Below are 15,202 nucleotides of genomic sequence, written 5' to 3'. Positions count from 1 at the left end.
TGGCCTATCTGATCTTCTTCCGCATCCTGGCCGAGGCGGGGGCGACGGCGGTGTCGCTGGTGACGTTCCTGATCCCGTTCTCGGCGGCGGCCCTGGGCTGGCTGGTGCTGGGCGAGAGGCTGGAACCCCGGCACTGGCTGGGGCTGGGGCTGATCCTTGCAGGGCTGGCGATGATCGACGGGCGGATTTTCCGGCGGCGTTGACCGGGGCTGGCCATAGGCGCAGGATCGGGGGATGCGACCGGAAGCGATCCTTGAGACGGCCCTTTACGCGCGCGACCTTGTGGCGGCGAAGGGGTTCTATGGCGATGTGCTGGGCCTGTCGGTGATTGCCGAGGTGGCGGGGCGGCATGTGTTCTTCCGGGTGGGGGCGGGAGTGCTGCTGGTCTTCGATCCTGCGGCGACCGAGGTGCCTTCGCACAACCCCGCTCTGCCCGTTCCGGTGCATGGCGCGCGCGGGCCGGGGCATGTGTGCTTTGCGGCGTCTCGCGAGGAGATTGCGGTCTGGCGCGCGAGGCTGGCGGCGGCTGGCGTGGCGGCGGAGGCGGAGTTCGACTGGCCGAACGGGGCGCGGTCGCTGTATGTCCGTGACCCGGCGGGCAATTCGGTGGAGTTCGCCGAGCCGCGGCTCTGGGCGGAAAGCTAGCCGAAGATCGACCAGCCGGTGCGGCGGGCCAGCATCTCCAGCGCCTCGGTGCCGAGCTGCGAGTTGCCCTGGGCGTTCAAGCCGGGCGACCAGACAGCGATCGAGGCGCGGCCGGGCGCGATGGCGAGGATGCCGCCGCCCACGCCGGACTTGCCGGGCAGGCCGACGCGGAACGCGAATTCGCCCGAGCCGTCGTAATGGCCGCAGGTCAGCATCAGCGCGTTGATGCGGCGGACCCGCTCGGGCGCAATGAGGTGCTGGAGACCGGCCAGGAAGCGGCCGGAGCGCGCCAACTGCTCGACGGTCATGGCGATGGCGCATTGGTGGAAATAGGCGCCGAGGACATGGTCGGGCGGGTTGGTCAGGTTGCCCTGCGAGGCGAGGAAATGTGCGAGCGCGAAGTTGCGATGGCCGGTCAGGGTTTCGGACCGGGCGACCGATTTGGCGATGTGGATGTCCTCGTCCCCGGCGGCGGTGCGGATGAAGGTGAGAAGCTCTGCCAGATATTCGCGCGGGGGACGGCGGCCGAGGGCTGCATCGGTGGTGACGATGGCGCCGGCGTTGATGAAGGGGTTGCGGGGGATGCCGCCTTCGCTTTCCAGCTGGAGGATCGAGTTGAAGGCAAGGCCCGAGGGTTCGCGCCGGACCCGGGTCCAGAGCTGGTCACCGAGACGGCCGAGCGCGATGGCCAGGCCGAAGACCTTGGAGATCGACTGGATCGAGAAGGGCACGGCGCTGTCGCCGACGGAATGCTGGCTGCCGTCGGCGAGGAGGACGGAGATGCCGAACTGGCCGGGATCGGCGGCGGCAAGCTCGGGGATGTAGCCGGCCACCTGGCCGCGGTCGCTGCGCGATGCCATCTCGGCCGCGATCTCGGCCAGATGTTGCGCGATGTCGCTGCTCACGGCGTCCAGCGCAGGAAGTTGCCGATCAGGCGGAGGCCCGCGGCCTGGCTTTTCTCGGGGTGGAACTGGGTGCCGAGGATGGTGTCGCGACCGACGATGGCGGTGATCGGGCCACCGTAGTCGCAAAAGGCGAGGCGATGGGCCGGGTCGGTCACGCGGAAGTGGTAGGAGTGGACGAAGTAGGCGTGCTCGCCGGTTGCGATGCCGTCGAGGACAGGATGGGGCCGTTCGACGATGAGGTCGTTCCAGCCCATGTGCGGGACTTTCAGCGCGCGGTCTGCGGGTTCGATCTTCACCACGTCGCCCGGAATCCAGCCGAAGCCATCGGTCAGGCGGTATTCGTGGCCGCGGCTGGCAAGCATCTGCATCCCGACGCAGATGCCGAGGAAGGGGCGGGCCTTTCGGATCACAGCGTCTTCGATGGCTTCGAAAAGCCCGCCGTAGGCGCCGAGTGCCGCGCGGCAGGCCGGGAAGGCGCCGTCGCCGGGCAGGACGATGCGGTCGGCGCGGGCCACGTCGTCCGGCTTCGAGGTGACGAGGATTTCGCCGCCGCCGACCTCCACCGCCATGCGCTGGAAGGCTTTCTCGGCGGAGTGCAGGTTGCCGGAATCGTAGTCGACGAGGACGGTGAGCATGTCTTTATCCGGTGCGCGGGCGGAGGGTGCGGGAGCCTCCGGCGGGGATATTTGGGCCAGTATGAAAGGCTAGAGCGCGCCCTTCGTGGAGGGGAGCGCGTCGCCGAGGCGGGGGTCGGGTTCGACGGCCTGCCGCAGCGCGCGGGCAACGGATTTGAACGCGGCCTCGGCGATGTGGTGGCTGTTGAGGCCGTGCAGCTTGTCGACGTGCAGGGTGATCCCGCCGTGTGTGGCGAGGGCCTGGAAGAATTCGCGCACCAGCTCGGTGTCGAAGGTGCCGATCTTCGCGGTCGGGAAATCGACGGTCCAGATCAGGAACGGCCGCGCGGAGAGGTCGAGCGCGGTGGCGATCTGGGCATCGTCCATCGCCAGCCGGAAATGGCCGTAGCGGCGGATGCCGCGCTTGTCGCCGAGCGCTCTGGTCAGGGCCTGGCCGAGCGCGATGCCCACATCCTCGACCGTGTGGTGGTCGTCGATGTGCAGGTCGCCCGTGGCACGCACGGTCAGGTCGATCAGGCTGTGCCGGGACAGCTGGTCGAGCATGTGGTCGAAGAAGCCGATGCCGGTCCGGCAGTCGTGCTTGCCCGTACCGTCAAGATTGAGGAAGACGGAAATGTCCGTCTCGGCGGTCTTGCGGGTGACGGTGGCTTCGCGCATGGGCATCCCCTTGGTGTCGCTGCCTTATAGGGCGCGGGGGCGGCGAGGGGAAGGCGGTTCCGGGGGGCCGGGCGTCCGGCAGGTCCGGATCGCGCGGTTGCAATCACGGGGCAAATGCTATCCCCTTTGCCCGAATCTGGGCATAATATGGCCCAGACTTGCCGCGAAACATTGGTATGGGCCGGGACCAGTCTTGTCCGGGCGAAAGTTGGAGTTGCTTCAGGGCATGCCTGAGATTTTCCCAGTTCTTCTGTGCGGTGGGTCGGGCACCCGCCTGTGGCCCGTGTCGCGAAAAAGCTTTCCCAAGCAGTTTGTGCCGCTGGCCGGGCAGGGGACGCTGTTCCAGGCGGCGGCCAGCCGGATGCTGGGGGCGCCGGGCGTGGAAAGCCCGCTGGTCATCACCAACGCTGATTTCCGCTTCATCGTGGCCGAGCAGCTGGCGGTTGAGGGCATCCGGCCCGGTGCGATCATGATCGAACCCGCGGCGAAGAATACCGGCCCGGCGATTCTGGCGGCGGCGGTGTACCTGGCGGCGCACCATCCTGACGCGCTTTTGCTGGTCATGCCGACCGATCACAGCATTCCCGACAGCGATGCCTTCCGGGCAGCGGTTCAGGCCGGGGTCCCGAGGGCGGCAGCGGGGCAGATCGTGACCTTCGGGGTACGGCCCGACCGGCCGGAAACCGGCTATGGCTGGATCGAGGTGCGGGGAACGCCAAAGGATGGCGAGGCCCGGCCGGTGCAGCGCTTCGTGGAAAAGCCGCCGCTGGAGCGGGCCGAGGCCATGCTGGCCGAGGGGCGCTACCTGTGGAACGCGGGCATCTTCCTGGCATCGGCCGCGACGCTCGTGGCGGCCTTTGCCGAGCAGGCTCCCGATCTGGTGGCGCCGGTGCAGGAGGCGGTGGCCGGGGCGCGGCAGGATCTGGATTTCCTGCGCCTGGCCGAAGCCCCCTGGGACGGGCTGCGCGACATCTCGGTCGATTTCGCGGTGATGGAAAAGGCGAAGAACATCGAAGTCGTTCCCCTGGGCACGGCCTGGTCCGATCTGGGCGACTGGAATGCCGTCTGGCGCGAGAATCGCGGGGCGCAGGGCGATGTGGTCGCGCAAGGGGCGGTCACGGCGATCGACTGCGAGGGCAGCCTGATCCGGTCCGAGGTCGAGGGCCAGCATGTCGTGGGCATCGGTCTTCAGGATCTGGTCGTTGTCGCGATGCCGGATGCGGTGCTGGTCGCCGACCGGGCGCGCAGCCAGGAGGTGAAGACGGCGGTCGCACAGCTCAAGGCGCGCTCGGTGCGGCAGGCCGAGGTGTTCCCGCGCGATCACCGGCCCTGGGGCTGGTTCGAGACGCTGGCGCTGGCCGACCGCTTCCAGGTCAAGCGGATCGTGGTCAAGCCGGGGGCCGCGCTCAGCCTGCAAAGCCACCTGCACCGGGCGGAGCACTGGGTCGTGGTGTCGGGCACGGCGCAGGTGACGGTGGGTGACGAGGTGAAGCTTCTGAGCGAGAACCAGTCGGTCTATGTTCCCCTTGGCGCGATCCACCGGCTGGCCAACCCCGGCAAGGTGCCCGTTGTGCTGATCGAGGTGCAGACCGGCGCCTATCTGGGAGAGGACGACATTGTCCGGTACGAGGACGTCTATGCCCGGGGCGATGAACAAGGCCCAGCACGCTAACGCAAGGGAAGAGCAGGCAGTATGCAGGAGCAGGCGGTATGAAGGATCAGACGGTGGCGTCCCCCGATATTCTTGAGCGGCTGGCCGTGGTCATGGCGCATCCTGACGACGAGATCCTCTGGGCCGCGTCCGTGCTGCGCGAAGCTGAGCGGATTGTCGTGGTCTTTGGCGAATTGCAATGCAACCAGCCTCTGACAGAGGGTCGTCGGGCGGCGATGGCGGCCTTTCCGCTGCAGACGCTGGACTGGTACGCGATGATCGAATCCGGAATTTCCGACAGCGCGTCCTGGCCCAACCCGAAGGAAACCGCCTATGGGCTGTATCCGCACCGGGCGCTGCGTCATCTGCCCAGCTTTGACGCCAGGCGCTACCGGGCGCAGTTTGCCGAGCTGCAAGGTCGGCTGCGGGTCAGCCTGGCCGGGATGAAGAACGTGATCGTGCATAGCCCCTGGGGCGAATACGGCCACGAGGATCATGTGCAGGTGTTCCGCGCGGTGGCAGGGCTCGCGGGGGAGATGGGCTTCCGGGTCTGGGTTCCTGGCTACATGGCGCACAAGACCGAGGCGCTGATGCACCGGAACCTGCGCTTTCTTGGCCGCCCGACCCCGCCGATGCCGGTCGACGCGGCGCTGGCCGAGGAAATCAGCCAGGTCTACAAACGGACCGATACCTGGACCTGGTTCGACAACTATGTCTGGCCCGAGTTCGAGCGGTTCCTGCCATGGTATCCGGAAGGAGCCCCCGAAGGCGGTGCCGCGACCGCGGCAGACATCCAGCCCATCGTCTTTCCGAAGGTCGATGCGTCCACCCATCCCTGGAAGCGGAACTGGAAGCGCGACGTGATGCGGTCCTTCCTGAGCAGGCTGAACGGCCTGCGCGCCGGGTAAGGGCGGGGGAGCGGGAAAACAGTGGATGAAGACGGTCCTGAGGTGCGCCTTCTCCGAATGGGGGCCCGGACTGGGGGACAACAATGTCATGGGCTGGGTGACGGTCGTCGTCTACCTGGTTGCCGCGCTCGGTTCGTTCCGGCTTCTTGCGGCGCTTGATCGCGCCGATCCGGATACCCCGCGTGAACGCCTGTTCTGGGGCATCTCGGCCGCGGTCATGTTGTTTCTGGCACTGAACAAGCAGTTGGATCTGCAGTCGTTGCTGACCGCGGTTGCCCGGTGCCATGCGCGATTGTCTGGCTGGTATGACTCGCGCCTTGCGGTGCAGGAGTTGTTCATCCTGGGAGTAGCGGCCGCGGGCGTGGTCGGACTTGGGCTCATGGCGCTGCTGATGCGCAGTATCCTGGGCCGGGTCTGGCTGGCGCTTCTGGGCCTGGGCTTCGTCTGTGCCTTCGTCCTGATGCGCGCGGCGAGCTTTCACCACATGGATGCGCTGATCGGCACTTGGGTGCTGGGAATGAAGATGAACTGGCTGCTGGAACTGCCCGGCCCGGCCCTGGTCGCGCTGGTTGCGATGCGCCGTCGCCGTGCGGTTCTTGCCGGGTAGCGAGCGGCCGGACGAATCGACCCAGCAGTCCCCCGTCCGGCCCGTCACGCCCGATCCTGCCACCTTTTTCAGCGGCGACAGGTCGTCACAGGGGGAAAGGGGGAGTTTAACGAAAAATTCACCGTTTCGAGATTCCGCACAATTTCGTGCTTAGAACGAGTGCTCATTTCCGAGCCGTGTTCGTGCCCAAGCGATCGTGCTGCAAAGAGGGGCGAGGCCGGATTTGCCAGGATCGCTAAAAAGCGAAGGAAATCATGACTGTGGTGCCGCAGCGTAAGTGTTGGTCCCGACGGACGGTTCCAGTCCGTTGAAATCTGCCCGGTTGACGCTGTCTCCTCAGCGACGCGAGGATACAACCATAGCGTGTAACCCAATGAGAAGTAACCACTTTCTGTGCGTTATGTCACCGAGCGCCACATTGCGGCATTGGCGCCCGGATGGTAGAAGTCTGACGTGGTTGTTGAGTGGCGAGTGCGACGGTTTGCTGCGGGCTGGCGGAATATGGCCGGGTCCGGGAAATTTCGCTTTGCCATTGGTACCTTTGCGGAGGCGTTGCAGATGGACGTTCGTTCCGGAATAGACGAGCATGAATTTGAGCGGCCGTCTGTCACCGTAAACTCCGGTTGGGTTCGCGCTCGGAGAGAGCCGTTTTATCGTCGCACCCTGAAGCGCTGGATCGACGTCGGCTTCGTGCTGATGGCCGCCCCCTTTGTCGTGCCCGTGCTGCTTGTTCTGGTGGGTGTGCTGAAGGCGACAGGCCACACGCCGTTCTTCACGCAGGAGCGGGTGGGGAAGAGCGGCCGCAGTTTCAAGCTGTGGAAGCTGCGCACCATGGTGCCCGACGCCGAGGCGCGCCTGCAGGAATACCTGCAGAAGCACGACGCGGCGAGAACCGAGTGGGAGGCGTTCCAGAAACTGTCACGCGATCCGCGGATCACCGAGTTTGGCCAGTTCCTGCGCAAGAGCTCGCTCGATGAGCTGCCGCAATTGTGGAACGTGCTCGTTGGCGACATGAGCCTTGTCGGGCCGCGCCCGATGATGATGGATCAGAAGGAGCTGTATCCGGGCAGTGCCTATTATGCGCTGCGTCCGGGCCTGACCGGAACCTGGCAGATTTCCGACCGCAACCAGTCGACTTTTGCACAGCGGGCCGAATTTGATGCCGAGTACGAACGGAACCTGTCGTTCTTCAGGGATTTGAAGATCCTGCTGGCGACTGTGGGTGTGGTGCTCCGGGCGACCGGGAAGTAAGCAACTGCCCAGAGGGAGCGTCGGGCGGATTCTGCCTGATCCATCCGACCATGGCCACGCCTGGAAGCAGAATGAGCGTTCCGGTCAGCGGGTAGGCCAGAACAATGGCCCAGATGGGAAAATCATAGGCATAAAGGAACACCGACGCGCTGGCAGCGCCGAACATCGCGATCAATACCAGCCCCAGCGCCATTCCCGTCTCCCTGGTCGGAGCAATCGTTCTACAACTTTCCCCGTCTCGACTTCAGATTATGCGTCTCGGGGCACAGCGTCGAGACTGAAGAGTGACTGATCGTTTTACCGTACATGTTTCGTTCAAGACTTGGCGAAACTTGGCCGACCTTCCCAAGCTTAATATCGCGCTTTCCGCCGACTGGCGGCTTCCCGCCTCGAAGTCGGCCGACGGCGCGAGATCAGGCCTGCGGCCGCAGAAATTGGGCGGCTTGCGCGGACTGGGTTGCGCGACGCGAAAGGATCGCCGCACTGGTGAGCATCATGAGGCTGCAAATCGCCGGGTAGAGGGCCAGGGCGACCCAGGCCGGAACCGCCAAGGTGAAGGCCACGCCCATCCCCACCAACCCGACTGCTGCGGACAAAAGAACCAGACCTGCAAGCATGTGCTTCAACCCCCACGCGAAGAACATCACCAGATTGCAAGCCCTGCGTGGCAAGATTGTGGCTGCGTTTGGGAGAATCTGCGTTTCATGGATCTGCCAGCGCGGTGTGGCAGGCATGCCACGGGAGCGTTCTTGCGGCTGACAACTCTGGCGAAACTGGACTTTGCAATCATGCAATCCGGGGTGGTGGTGGCCACCGCCCGCGGGGACATGCTCCATAACCCGTTGTAATGGGCTTCATTTCATGGCAATCGAGCTTCGATTTCGGGTGCGGGACCGGGTCCGGAAACAGAGAAACAGGGGCCGCGTCGGACCACGGCCTTGCGGGATGTCGACCTGGGGCATCGGTCGATCGTGGAAAGCGGTTGTGGCGCCGGATTGCCTTTCTTTTGTCATGCCGAAACAGCAAGGTGCGGTGGCCGCAGAGCGTGAGGACAACGAGTGATTGAGACGTACCAAAAGTTGTTCGCCCTGCTCGACGCCCGTGAGAGGCGGAATTTCTGGTGGCTGGCGGTCATCATGCTCCTGGTCGCCGCTGCCGAAATCGGCGGCTTTTCGGCGGTTCTGCTGCTGCTCAACGTTATTTCTGCGCCGGAGAAGATCCAGACAGTGTCCGCGCTGTCCTTCGTCTACACCCGGTTTGACTTTACCAGCCCCTTCGAGTTCCAGATTGCGCTTGCGCTGGTTGTGTTGGGCGTCGTCATTTCCGGACTTGCCATCAAGGCGGCCGGCACCAATGCGACTATCCGCTTTTCGGCAATGCGGAACTGTACCATCTCGACCCGGCTGTTGTCGGCCTACCTGCGGCATCCCTATCCATGGTTCCTGCAACGCAACAGCGCCGAACTGGAAAAGAACATCCTGAACGAAGTTGACGGGCTGATCGAGCGGGTGATCGCTCCCAGCTTGCGACTGGTGTCGAACAGCATCCTGGCGATCTCGATCCTGGGCTTCCTTCTGATCGTCGACCCGCTGGTGACGCTGTTCTGCGGTGGCGTGCTCGGGTTGGTCTATGCACTGATCTACCTGCGGATCCGCGGACAGATGGTGCGCGTCGGCAATGACATGAAGGACGCGCTCGAGGCCCGCTACCTGGTCACGAAGGAGGCGACCGGAGGAATCAAGGACGTGAAAGTCATGGGCCTGGAAGAGGTCTATGTCCAAAGCTATTCGGCCGAGGCCCACAGGTCCGCCAAGGCAATGGCGCGGATGAGGCTGGTCGCGGAAATTCCGCGCTTCATCCTGGAGGCGATCACCTTCGGCACGTTGGTCCTGCTGATCCTGCTGCTGCTGTTCCGCAACGGAGGCAACGTGACCGAGATCGTGCCCACGCTGGGGGTGATCGCGCTTGCCACGATGCGGCTCTTGCCCTCGGTGCAGCAGATCTACTCCGGCATGGTCACCATTCGCAGTGCCCGGCCTGTGCTGGATGCCATCGTCGCCGATTTCGCGGCAAGCCCGCCGCCCTCGCCGACGCCGGCGACACAATCGCCACCGATGCCGCTGGAGCGCGAGCTTGCGCTTGAAGGGGTGAGTTTCGCCTATGACGGCACGGACAAGCCGACGCTGCACGAGGTCAACCTCACCATCCCCGCCCGGACCACGATCGGCATCGTCGGGGGCACCGGCGCGGGCAAGACAACACTGGTCGATCTGATCCTGGGGCTCCTGTCGCCGGACGCGGGCACGATCAGGGTGGACGGTACGGCGCTGACGGCCGCAAACCGGCGGTCCTGGCAGGCGTCGATCGCCTATGTGCCGCAAACCATCTTCCTGACCGACGACACCATCGCCGCCAACATCGCCTTTGGCGTGCCGAAGGCCGAGATCAACCGCGAGGCTGTCGAACGTGCGGCCAAGGTGGCGGCCCTGCACGATTTCATCCTGTCCGACCTGCCCGGCGGATACGACACCCGGGTGGGCGAACGTGGCGTGCGCCTGTCGGGCGGGCAACGCCAGCGCATCGGCATTGCCCGCGCCATGTACCGCGACCCGACGTTGCTGATCATGGACGAGGCAACTTCGGCGCTGGACAATATCACTGAACGCGAGGTGATGGAGGCGGTTCAGCGCATCCGGGCCGACAAGACGATCATCCTGATCGCGCACCGGCTGTCCACCGTGCGGCGGTGCGACACGATCTTTCTGATGGAACGCGGGCGGTTGCGGGCAGAGGGCAGCTATGACGCGCTTCTGTCCACGAGCGAGGTATTCCGGCGCATGGTGGCGGGCGGGTCCCCCGCGGCAGCGACCGAGGTGGGCTGATACGGGGTCAGCGTCGGCCGCCCGTCCGGTGGTCGTGGCGGCCTTCCCTGCCGGTCGGTCCGGTGTCAGGCATCAACCAGGCCGCACGGGGCGGTGCGCCAAAGGGCTGCATGTCGGCTTGCCCGACAGCGCCACTCCTGGCTGCCGCCTCGGCTTCGGGGCCCCGCCACCACAGGACGTGGCCCGCCACCGCGCCCGCCATGAGCCAGACATAGTTGACCAACCCCGAATTCGGCAGGAGGTCGATCAGCGTGGCGCTGAGCGTGACGATCAGGCCGAAGGGAATGAAGGAATCACCCACCGACCGACGCCTGAGGGCGAACAACAGGATCGGCGCGGTCAAGAGCCCGAATCGGCCGAAATAGCCAAGCCAGCCGAAGCCGCAGATCACCAGGAGCCAGATGCCATCGACGACGCTGGTCAGTGCGCCGGTATTCGGATCGTGCAACAGCCCGCGTCCCCAGGTTCCCCAGCCGAGCAGAGGTTTTTCGCTGGCGCGCAACAGGACGGCCTCCTCGTTGTCCAGCCGGAACTTCAGCGAGGCGGCGCGCTCGGTATCGATCGACTGCACGTAGTCATAGACAGCGTCGACGGGAATCCAGCCCGCTCCGCGCAATATCGGGTAGAACATGACCACGGTCGCGACCGCCAGCCCGATGATGAGTTGCGGTCGACGTCCGAGCAGGAAGATCGCCGTCGTCAGCACCAGCGCTATGATCATCGCGCCGAAGTTCTTTGACACGAACAGCACCCCCAGGAGCCAAAACGTCGCCAGGAGCCAGTAGACCGTGGGGCGCCCCTCGCGCCGGGCCTCACGAAAAAGCGTGACGGCGGCGAGCGTCGCGATGCAGAGATAGATACCGATCAGAAGCCCGTGCGACAGGAAGACCACCGGGCGGAAGCCGTCCTCGCGCATGTGCTGCTGGAAACTGTGCGGGAAGAAGCCATAGATCCAGGTGTGCAGTTGCGGGCTGAAGCGCACCTCGAAGAGGATCGGGATGGTATAGGCCAGGCCGCTGATCGCCAGAACCTGGAGGATGGCGTTCAGCCCCGCGCGCGAGTTCAGGTAGCGCAGGCCAAGCCAGAGCGGGATGAGCGACACCAGAGTGTCCGAGATTATGCTCATCGCATCGTACAGGCGCAGGCCGGGCAGGTAAGTGCGGCCGTCGATGACCGGTGCGGTATTCTGTATCACGGTCAGCACCGGCGAGGTGATCACGACCGCGAACAGAAAAAGCAGAACATGCCGCCCGGATCGGGCCGAAGCTGCCGGGTTCGGCGGCTGCGGCGGAGCCATCAGGAAGCAGAGGAGCAGTGCCGGAAGGCTGGCCACCAGCGTTTTGTCGATCGGTGGCACCATAGGGAACTTTATGTAGGTGGCGGTGGGCAACAGCAGGTATCCGCCGATGATCGTCCAGACCAGGGCCTTCTGGAGCGGCAACAGCCGGAACAGCACGATCGCGACAATGGGCCAGATGAAAAGCGCCAGATAGGCAACGATGTTCGGCATACCGACGGGCCTTGCGGAAAGGGGTTGATCCGGTTGTAGCGGGTTCGGCGGTCGAGGAAAATGCAATCCGCGTGCACAATCACGCCGGATCGTGCAGAAGCGCGATCCCGCTTTCCCTTGGAGACAGGCGGAATCTGTGCTTCTTGCAATGAAATGGACCGGAAGTCTGGAAGCGCAGATTGATACAGCGTGATTTGGCGGCGGGCAGTATTGGCGCGGTGGTCATTGGTCGCAACGAAGGCGCAAGGCTCGTGGCCTGCCTTGAGTCGCTCTCCTCCGGGGTCTGGCCGCTGGTCTATGTCGATTCCGGCTCGACCGACGGTAGTGTGGCGGCGGCCAGAAGGGCGGGCGCCGTGGTGGTTGCACTGGATACGTCGATCCCGTTCACGGCGGCGCGGGCGCGCAACGCGGGTTTTGCGAGGCTTCTGGAAGAGGGCACCCCCGAGTTCGTGCAGTTCGTCGACGGAGACTGCCTCGTGCAGCCGGGCTGGTTGCCGGCGGCCCGCGCTTTTCTGGCGGCGCAGCCAGAGGTGGCTGTCGTCTGCGGCCGACGGCGCGAAATGCATCCCGAGGCGTCGGTCTGGAACCGGCTATGCGATGCCGAATGGGATACGCCGCCGGGAGAGGCAAAGGCCTGCGGCGGCGATGCGCTGATGCGCAGTGCGGCGGTGCGGCAGGTCGGGGGCTACGACGATGCGCTGATCGCTGGCGAGGAGCCAGAGCTTTGCCTGCGGCTGCGGGCGGCCGGATGGCGGATCTGGCGGCTTGATGCGGAAATGACCCTGCACGATGCGGCGATGTACCGGATCGGGCAATGGTGGAAGCGCACGCGGCGCGCGGGATTCGCCTTTGCCGAAGGCGCGGCCATGCACGGCGCGGCGCCGGAGTTCCACTGGGTTGCCGAAACCCGGCGGGCGCTGGCCTGGGGACTTGGGTTGCCGGTGACGGGCCTTCTGGGCATGTTCTTCAGCCCCTGGGCGGCGCTGATCCTTGCCGCCTATCCGGTGCAGGTCCTGCGGCTTCAGCGGCGGTTTGGTCTGGAGCGCGCCTTCTTCCTGGTGCTGGGGAAGTTTCCCGAAGCCATCGGTGTCTTGCAGTTCTGGCTAAACCGGCTCTTGCGCCGTCGTGCGGCGCTGATCGAATACAAGTGACAGGCCCCCGAGGTCATGGCCTGACGGGCCGGTCGACCCCGGGGGACGGCAAGGCGCGCACCTTTCCCGGCACCGGGCCTTCCCTGTTTGCCAGCGCGGTCCGGTTTGCGGGTCTCTGGTCGGCATCAGGGCCGCAGCTTGCCCTCGGGCCCGCCTTGCCGGAAGATTTGCGCGAGCCAGGCCCCTTCGTGGGAAATGTCGAAACCGGCTTCCACGGCCTTGCGCCCCGCCTCGCCCATGGCCTGCGCGGCGGAGGGGTTCGCCATCAGCCGCAGGATGCGGTCAAGGATGGAGGCGATGTCGCCCGGCGGCACGGTGTAGCCGGTGACGCCATCCTCGACCAGTTCCTGCACCCCGGCGACACGACTGGCCACGACCGGGATGAGCGAGGCAAGCGCTTCCATGTAGACCACCGGCAAACCCTCGGCAAAGGAGGGCAGGACCAGCATGTCGGAGGTGGCCAGGAGATCGGCAACCTGGCCCTGGGTCATGAAGCCCGCGAAGCGCACCGCCGCTGAAATGCCAAGCTCCCTCGTCCGGGCCTCGGCGGGGGCGCGGGCGGGGCCGTCGCCGGCAAGGGTCAGCGTGGCGTCGGGGTGGACTTTCAGCACTTCGGCCATTGCTTCCACCAGAAGCAGCGCGCCCTTCACCGGGTCGAGCCTGCCGACGAAGGCCACGCGCTTGCCGGTTCCGCCCGGATCGCGACGATAGGCCGCCGGATCGACGCCGCAGTGGACGATGGCGATCTTGCCCCAATGCTTCGGGTCGGAGAACAGCATCAGCTGCGACCGGCAGAAATGCGTGATCGCGACGACGAACCTGGCGCGGGCGATCTTTTCCGGCAGCGCCCAGCGGTCGACCTCGAAGAAGATCGCGGGGCCATGTTCGGTGAAGCTGAAGGGGATGCCGGCCAGTTCGGCAGCAAGGACGGCGACCGAACAGCTGGAGTTGCCGAAATGGTTGTGCAGGTGCTGCACTTTGTTGCGACGCAGGTGGTCGGCCAGGACACCGGCCTCAAGGAAGTAGAACAGCTGCCAGATCAGGGCTTTCAACCCCGGGGACCGCATCCGGATGGCGAGGGCGAGGGTCTTTGCCCAGGTTGCAGGTGAGCGCCGGAAGGCCCGGCCATGCGCCGCGAGGGTGCGCAGCGGGTTCTTTGCGGCGGCTTTGACGTAGAAGGTGCGCGCAACCTCGTCCTGTTCCTCGCGGCCCGGCAAATCGGCGGGCGCGGGCCTGCGGATCGAACAGGGAATGACCTCCACTCCCCGGGCGCGCAACTGCTGGACCTCGCGCAGGATGAACGTGTGCGAGATCTTCGGGTAGTCCCCGGTGAGATAGGCGATCGGCCCGGCATTCGTCACGGTGTTCCGATCCTTTCCTGCCTAGCGCCCGCGTGTCCATTCGCCCGTCGCCGGGCGCAGGCGGACGGCAATGTGAACCGCCATGTACACGAGGAACCCCATTGGCACGCGCAGGGCGATCCCGAGAAGGCCCGGAATGGTCAGCGGTGCCTTGGCCTCGTTCCGGAACAGCGCCGGGTAGCGGTGGCGCAATTCGGTCACGCCGGCATCCTGACGTCGGCGCACCCGGACAAGGTTTCCGAAGCCTTCGACCATGGGCCAGTGATAGCGGGCGGGAACCTCGACCCGTTCCGCGGCTGAAAACTGCAGGCGGACGAAGGTGTCATCCGAGATGATCGCCGGAAACGCCGTCCAGCGCTGCCGACCGCCCGGGTTCACCGCAAAAAGCCCCGCGCCGACTGCGCCCCCCCGGACAAAGGGCAGGCGGCGCCAGACCGAGGCGTAGCAGCGCGTGACCCAGGACCTGGCCCGCGCGATGGCCAGGGTTCCGGTCGCATAGCGCGGGACATCGACCGACAGCGCAGTGCATATCTGACCAAGCAAGTCGGCATCGCAGGTGATGTCGGCATCAAGATACATCCGGCTTCGCCCCTGCGCCGCAGCGTCGCCAAGGTTCAGCGCGTTGAGCTTGCCGCCCTGCGGAACCTCGATCACGCGGAGCGCCCATCCCCGCCTTTCGGCCGCCGGACCATAGCCGCGCGCGATGTCTGCCGTGTGATCGGTGCAGGCATTCGCGACAACGATGATCTCGACGGACCGCGCGGAATCGTCCTGTTGCATCAGGGAATTCATGCAGCGATCCAGCCATGCTTCCTCGTCATGGGCGGGGATGATCACGCTAATATCGCGAAGGGTCGTCAAAAGTGTTGTCCAGGTGCAAGCAAGTGGCCAATGCTGAACGAAAAGCGGAGTGGGATCAAGGCAGCAAAGGCGAAAGCCTTGGACCGCAATGCAATTTTCCATTAGAGATTCGGCTGCTCAAGGACCAGGCGGGCGTCCGGAACGGTGGTCATCCAAGGTGGTGCCGTGGATGGACGCG

At 65.4% G+C, this 15,202-nt stretch carries 15 protein-coding genes; 8 read left to right on the top strand and 7 right to left on the bottom strand.

Going from position 1 to position 15,202, the window contains the following annotated elements:
- On the top strand, nt 1-203 hold a 203-nt coding region (locus JNL31_RS17025), incomplete at its 5' end, for an EamA family transporter (protein ID WP_294975839.1).
- Nucleotides 204-234: 31 nt separating this feature from the next.
- Nucleotides 235-645, top strand: coding sequence for a VOC family protein (locus tag JNL31_RS17020; protein WP_294975837.1), 411 nt, complete (start codon nt 235-237; stop codon nt 643-645).
- Here JNL31_RS17020 and JNL31_RS17015 read toward each other — a convergent pair.
- The 3 genes from JNL31_RS17015 to hisB form a co-directional block, all read right to left on the bottom strand.
- On the bottom strand, nt 642-1,550 hold the full coding sequence (locus JNL31_RS17015) for a glutaminase (protein ID WP_294975833.1): 909 nt from the start codon (nt 1,548-1,550) through the stop codon (nt 642-644). The genes JNL31_RS17020 and JNL31_RS17015 overlap by 4 nt on opposite strands.
- Complete coding sequence (hisH, locus tag JNL31_RS17010; RefSeq protein ID WP_294975829.1) at nt 1,547-2,185, bottom strand: imidazole glycerol phosphate synthase subunit HisH; 639 nt, start codon at nt 2,183-2,185, stop codon at nt 1,547-1,549. Before hisH ends, JNL31_RS17015 begins: the two co-directional genes overlap by 4 nt.
- Nucleotides 2,186-2,254: 69 nt before the next feature.
- Nucleotides 2,255-2,842: an imidazoleglycerol-phosphate dehydratase HisB gene (hisB, locus tag JNL31_RS17005; protein ID WP_294975827.1), complete on the bottom strand. Its 588-nt coding sequence runs from the start codon at nt 2,840-2,842 to the stop codon at nt 2,255-2,257.
- Nucleotides 2,843-3,068: 226 nt separating this feature from the next.
- Here hisB and JNL31_RS17000 point away from each other — a divergent pair, with 226 nt between their 5' ends.
- The 4 genes from JNL31_RS17000 (at nt 3,069) to JNL31_RS16985 (ending at nt 7,259) form a co-directional block, all read left to right on the top strand.
- On the top strand, nt 3,069-4,514 hold the full coding sequence (locus tag JNL31_RS17000; protein WP_294975825.1) for a mannose-1-phosphate guanylyltransferase/mannose-6-phosphate isomerase: 1,446 nt from the start codon (nt 3,069-3,071) through the stop codon (nt 4,512-4,514).
- Between the two features lie 38 nt (nt 4,515-4,552).
- Nucleotides 4,553-5,401, top strand: coding sequence for a hypothetical protein (locus tag JNL31_RS16995; RefSeq protein ID WP_294975822.1), 849 nt, complete (start codon nt 4,553-4,555; stop codon nt 5,399-5,401).
- 25 nt (nt 5,402-5,426) lie between these two features.
- Nucleotides 5,427-6,008, top strand: a complete 582-nt coding sequence (locus JNL31_RS16990) for an isopropylmalate isomerase (RefSeq protein ID WP_294975819.1) — start codon at nt 5,427-5,429, stop codon at nt 6,006-6,008.
- A gap of 558 nt (nt 6,009-6,566) precedes the next feature.
- Nucleotides 6,567-7,259, top strand: coding sequence for a sugar transferase (locus JNL31_RS16985; protein WP_294975816.1), 693 nt, complete (start codon nt 6,567-6,569; stop codon nt 7,257-7,259).
- Between the two features lie 413 nt (nt 7,260-7,672).
- Here JNL31_RS16985 and JNL31_RS16980 read toward each other — a convergent pair whose 3' ends face one another.
- Nucleotides 7,673-7,993: a hypothetical protein gene (locus tag JNL31_RS16980; RefSeq protein WP_294975813.1), complete on the bottom strand. Its 321-nt coding sequence runs from the start codon at nt 7,991-7,993 to the stop codon at nt 7,673-7,675.
- A 324-nt stretch (nt 7,994-8,317) separates the two neighbouring features.
- Between JNL31_RS16980 and JNL31_RS16975 the strand changes: the two genes are divergently transcribed.
- A complete protein-coding gene (locus JNL31_RS16975) occupies nt 8,318-10,141 on the top strand; it encodes an ABC transporter ATP-binding protein (RefSeq protein ID WP_294975810.1) in 1,824 nt (607 codons plus the stop codon).
- Between the two features lie 7 nt (nt 10,142-10,148).
- Here the strand turns inward: JNL31_RS16975 and JNL31_RS16970 are convergent, their stop codons facing one another.
- Entirely contained in the window at nt 10,149-11,651 is a 1,503-nt protein-coding gene (locus JNL31_RS16970; RefSeq protein WP_294975808.1) for a hypothetical protein, read from the bottom strand.
- 179 nt (nt 11,652-11,830) lie between these two features.
- Between JNL31_RS16970 and JNL31_RS16965 the strand changes: the two genes are divergently transcribed.
- Nucleotides 11,831-12,802 (top strand): glycosyltransferase, encoded by a 972-nt coding sequence (locus JNL31_RS16965; protein ID WP_294975806.1) that lies wholly within the window; start codon nt 11,831-11,833, stop codon nt 12,800-12,802.
- Between the two features lie 125 nt (nt 12,803-12,927).
- Here the strand turns inward: JNL31_RS16965 and JNL31_RS16960 are convergent, their stop codons facing one another.
- Together JNL31_RS16960 and JNL31_RS16955 are read right to left on the bottom strand one after the other, a co-directional pair.
- Nucleotides 12,928-14,163 (bottom strand): glycosyltransferase, encoded by a 1,236-nt coding sequence (locus JNL31_RS16960; RefSeq protein ID WP_294975804.1) that lies wholly within the window; start codon nt 14,161-14,163, stop codon nt 12,928-12,930.
- A gap of 21 nt (nt 14,164-14,184) precedes the next feature.
- A complete protein-coding gene (locus JNL31_RS16955; protein ID WP_294975801.1) occupies nt 14,185-15,000 on the bottom strand; it encodes a glycosyltransferase in 816 nt (271 codons plus the stop codon).
- Nucleotides 15,001-15,202: the final 202 nt, after the last annotated feature.

The sequence above is a fragment of the Tabrizicola sp. genome (assembly GCF_016792905.1).
Lineage (GTDB): Bacteria > Pseudomonadota > Alphaproteobacteria > Rhodobacterales > Rhodobacteraceae > Tabrizicola.
This window is presented reverse-complemented; position numbering and strand designations above follow the sequence as displayed.

Coding starts and splice junctions, on each gene's coding strand:
- JNL31_RS17020 (WP_294975837.1), top strand. CDS start 235: ATGCGACCGGAAGCGATCCTTGAGACGGCCCTTTACGCGCGCGACCTT.
- JNL31_RS16990 (WP_294975819.1), top strand. CDS start 5,427: ATGAAGACGGTCCTGAGGTGCGCCTTCTCCGAATGGGGGCCCGGACTG.
- JNL31_RS16985 (WP_294975816.1), top strand. CDS start 6,567: ATGGACGTTCGTTCCGGAATAGACGAGCATGAATTTGAGCGGCCGTCT.
- JNL31_RS16980 (WP_294975813.1), bottom strand. CDS start 7,993: ATGCCTGCCACACCGCGCTGGCAGATCCATGAAACGCAGATTCTCCCA.
- JNL31_RS16970 (WP_294975808.1), bottom strand. CDS start 11,651: ATGCCGAACATCGTTGCCTATCTGGCGCTTTTCATCTGGCCCATTGTC.
- hisH (WP_294975829.1), bottom strand. CDS start 2,185: ATGCTCACCGTCCTCGTCGACTACGATTCCGGCAACCTGCACTCCGCC.
- JNL31_RS16995 (WP_294975822.1), top strand. CDS start 4,553: ATGAAGGATCAGACGGTGGCGTCCCCCGATATTCTTGAGCGGCTGGCC.
- hisB (WP_294975827.1), bottom strand. CDS start 2,842: ATGCGCGAAGCCACCGTCACCCGCAAGACCGCCGAGACGGACATTTCC.
- JNL31_RS17000 (WP_294975825.1), top strand. CDS start 3,069: ATGCCTGAGATTTTCCCAGTTCTTCTGTGCGGTGGGTCGGGCACCCGC.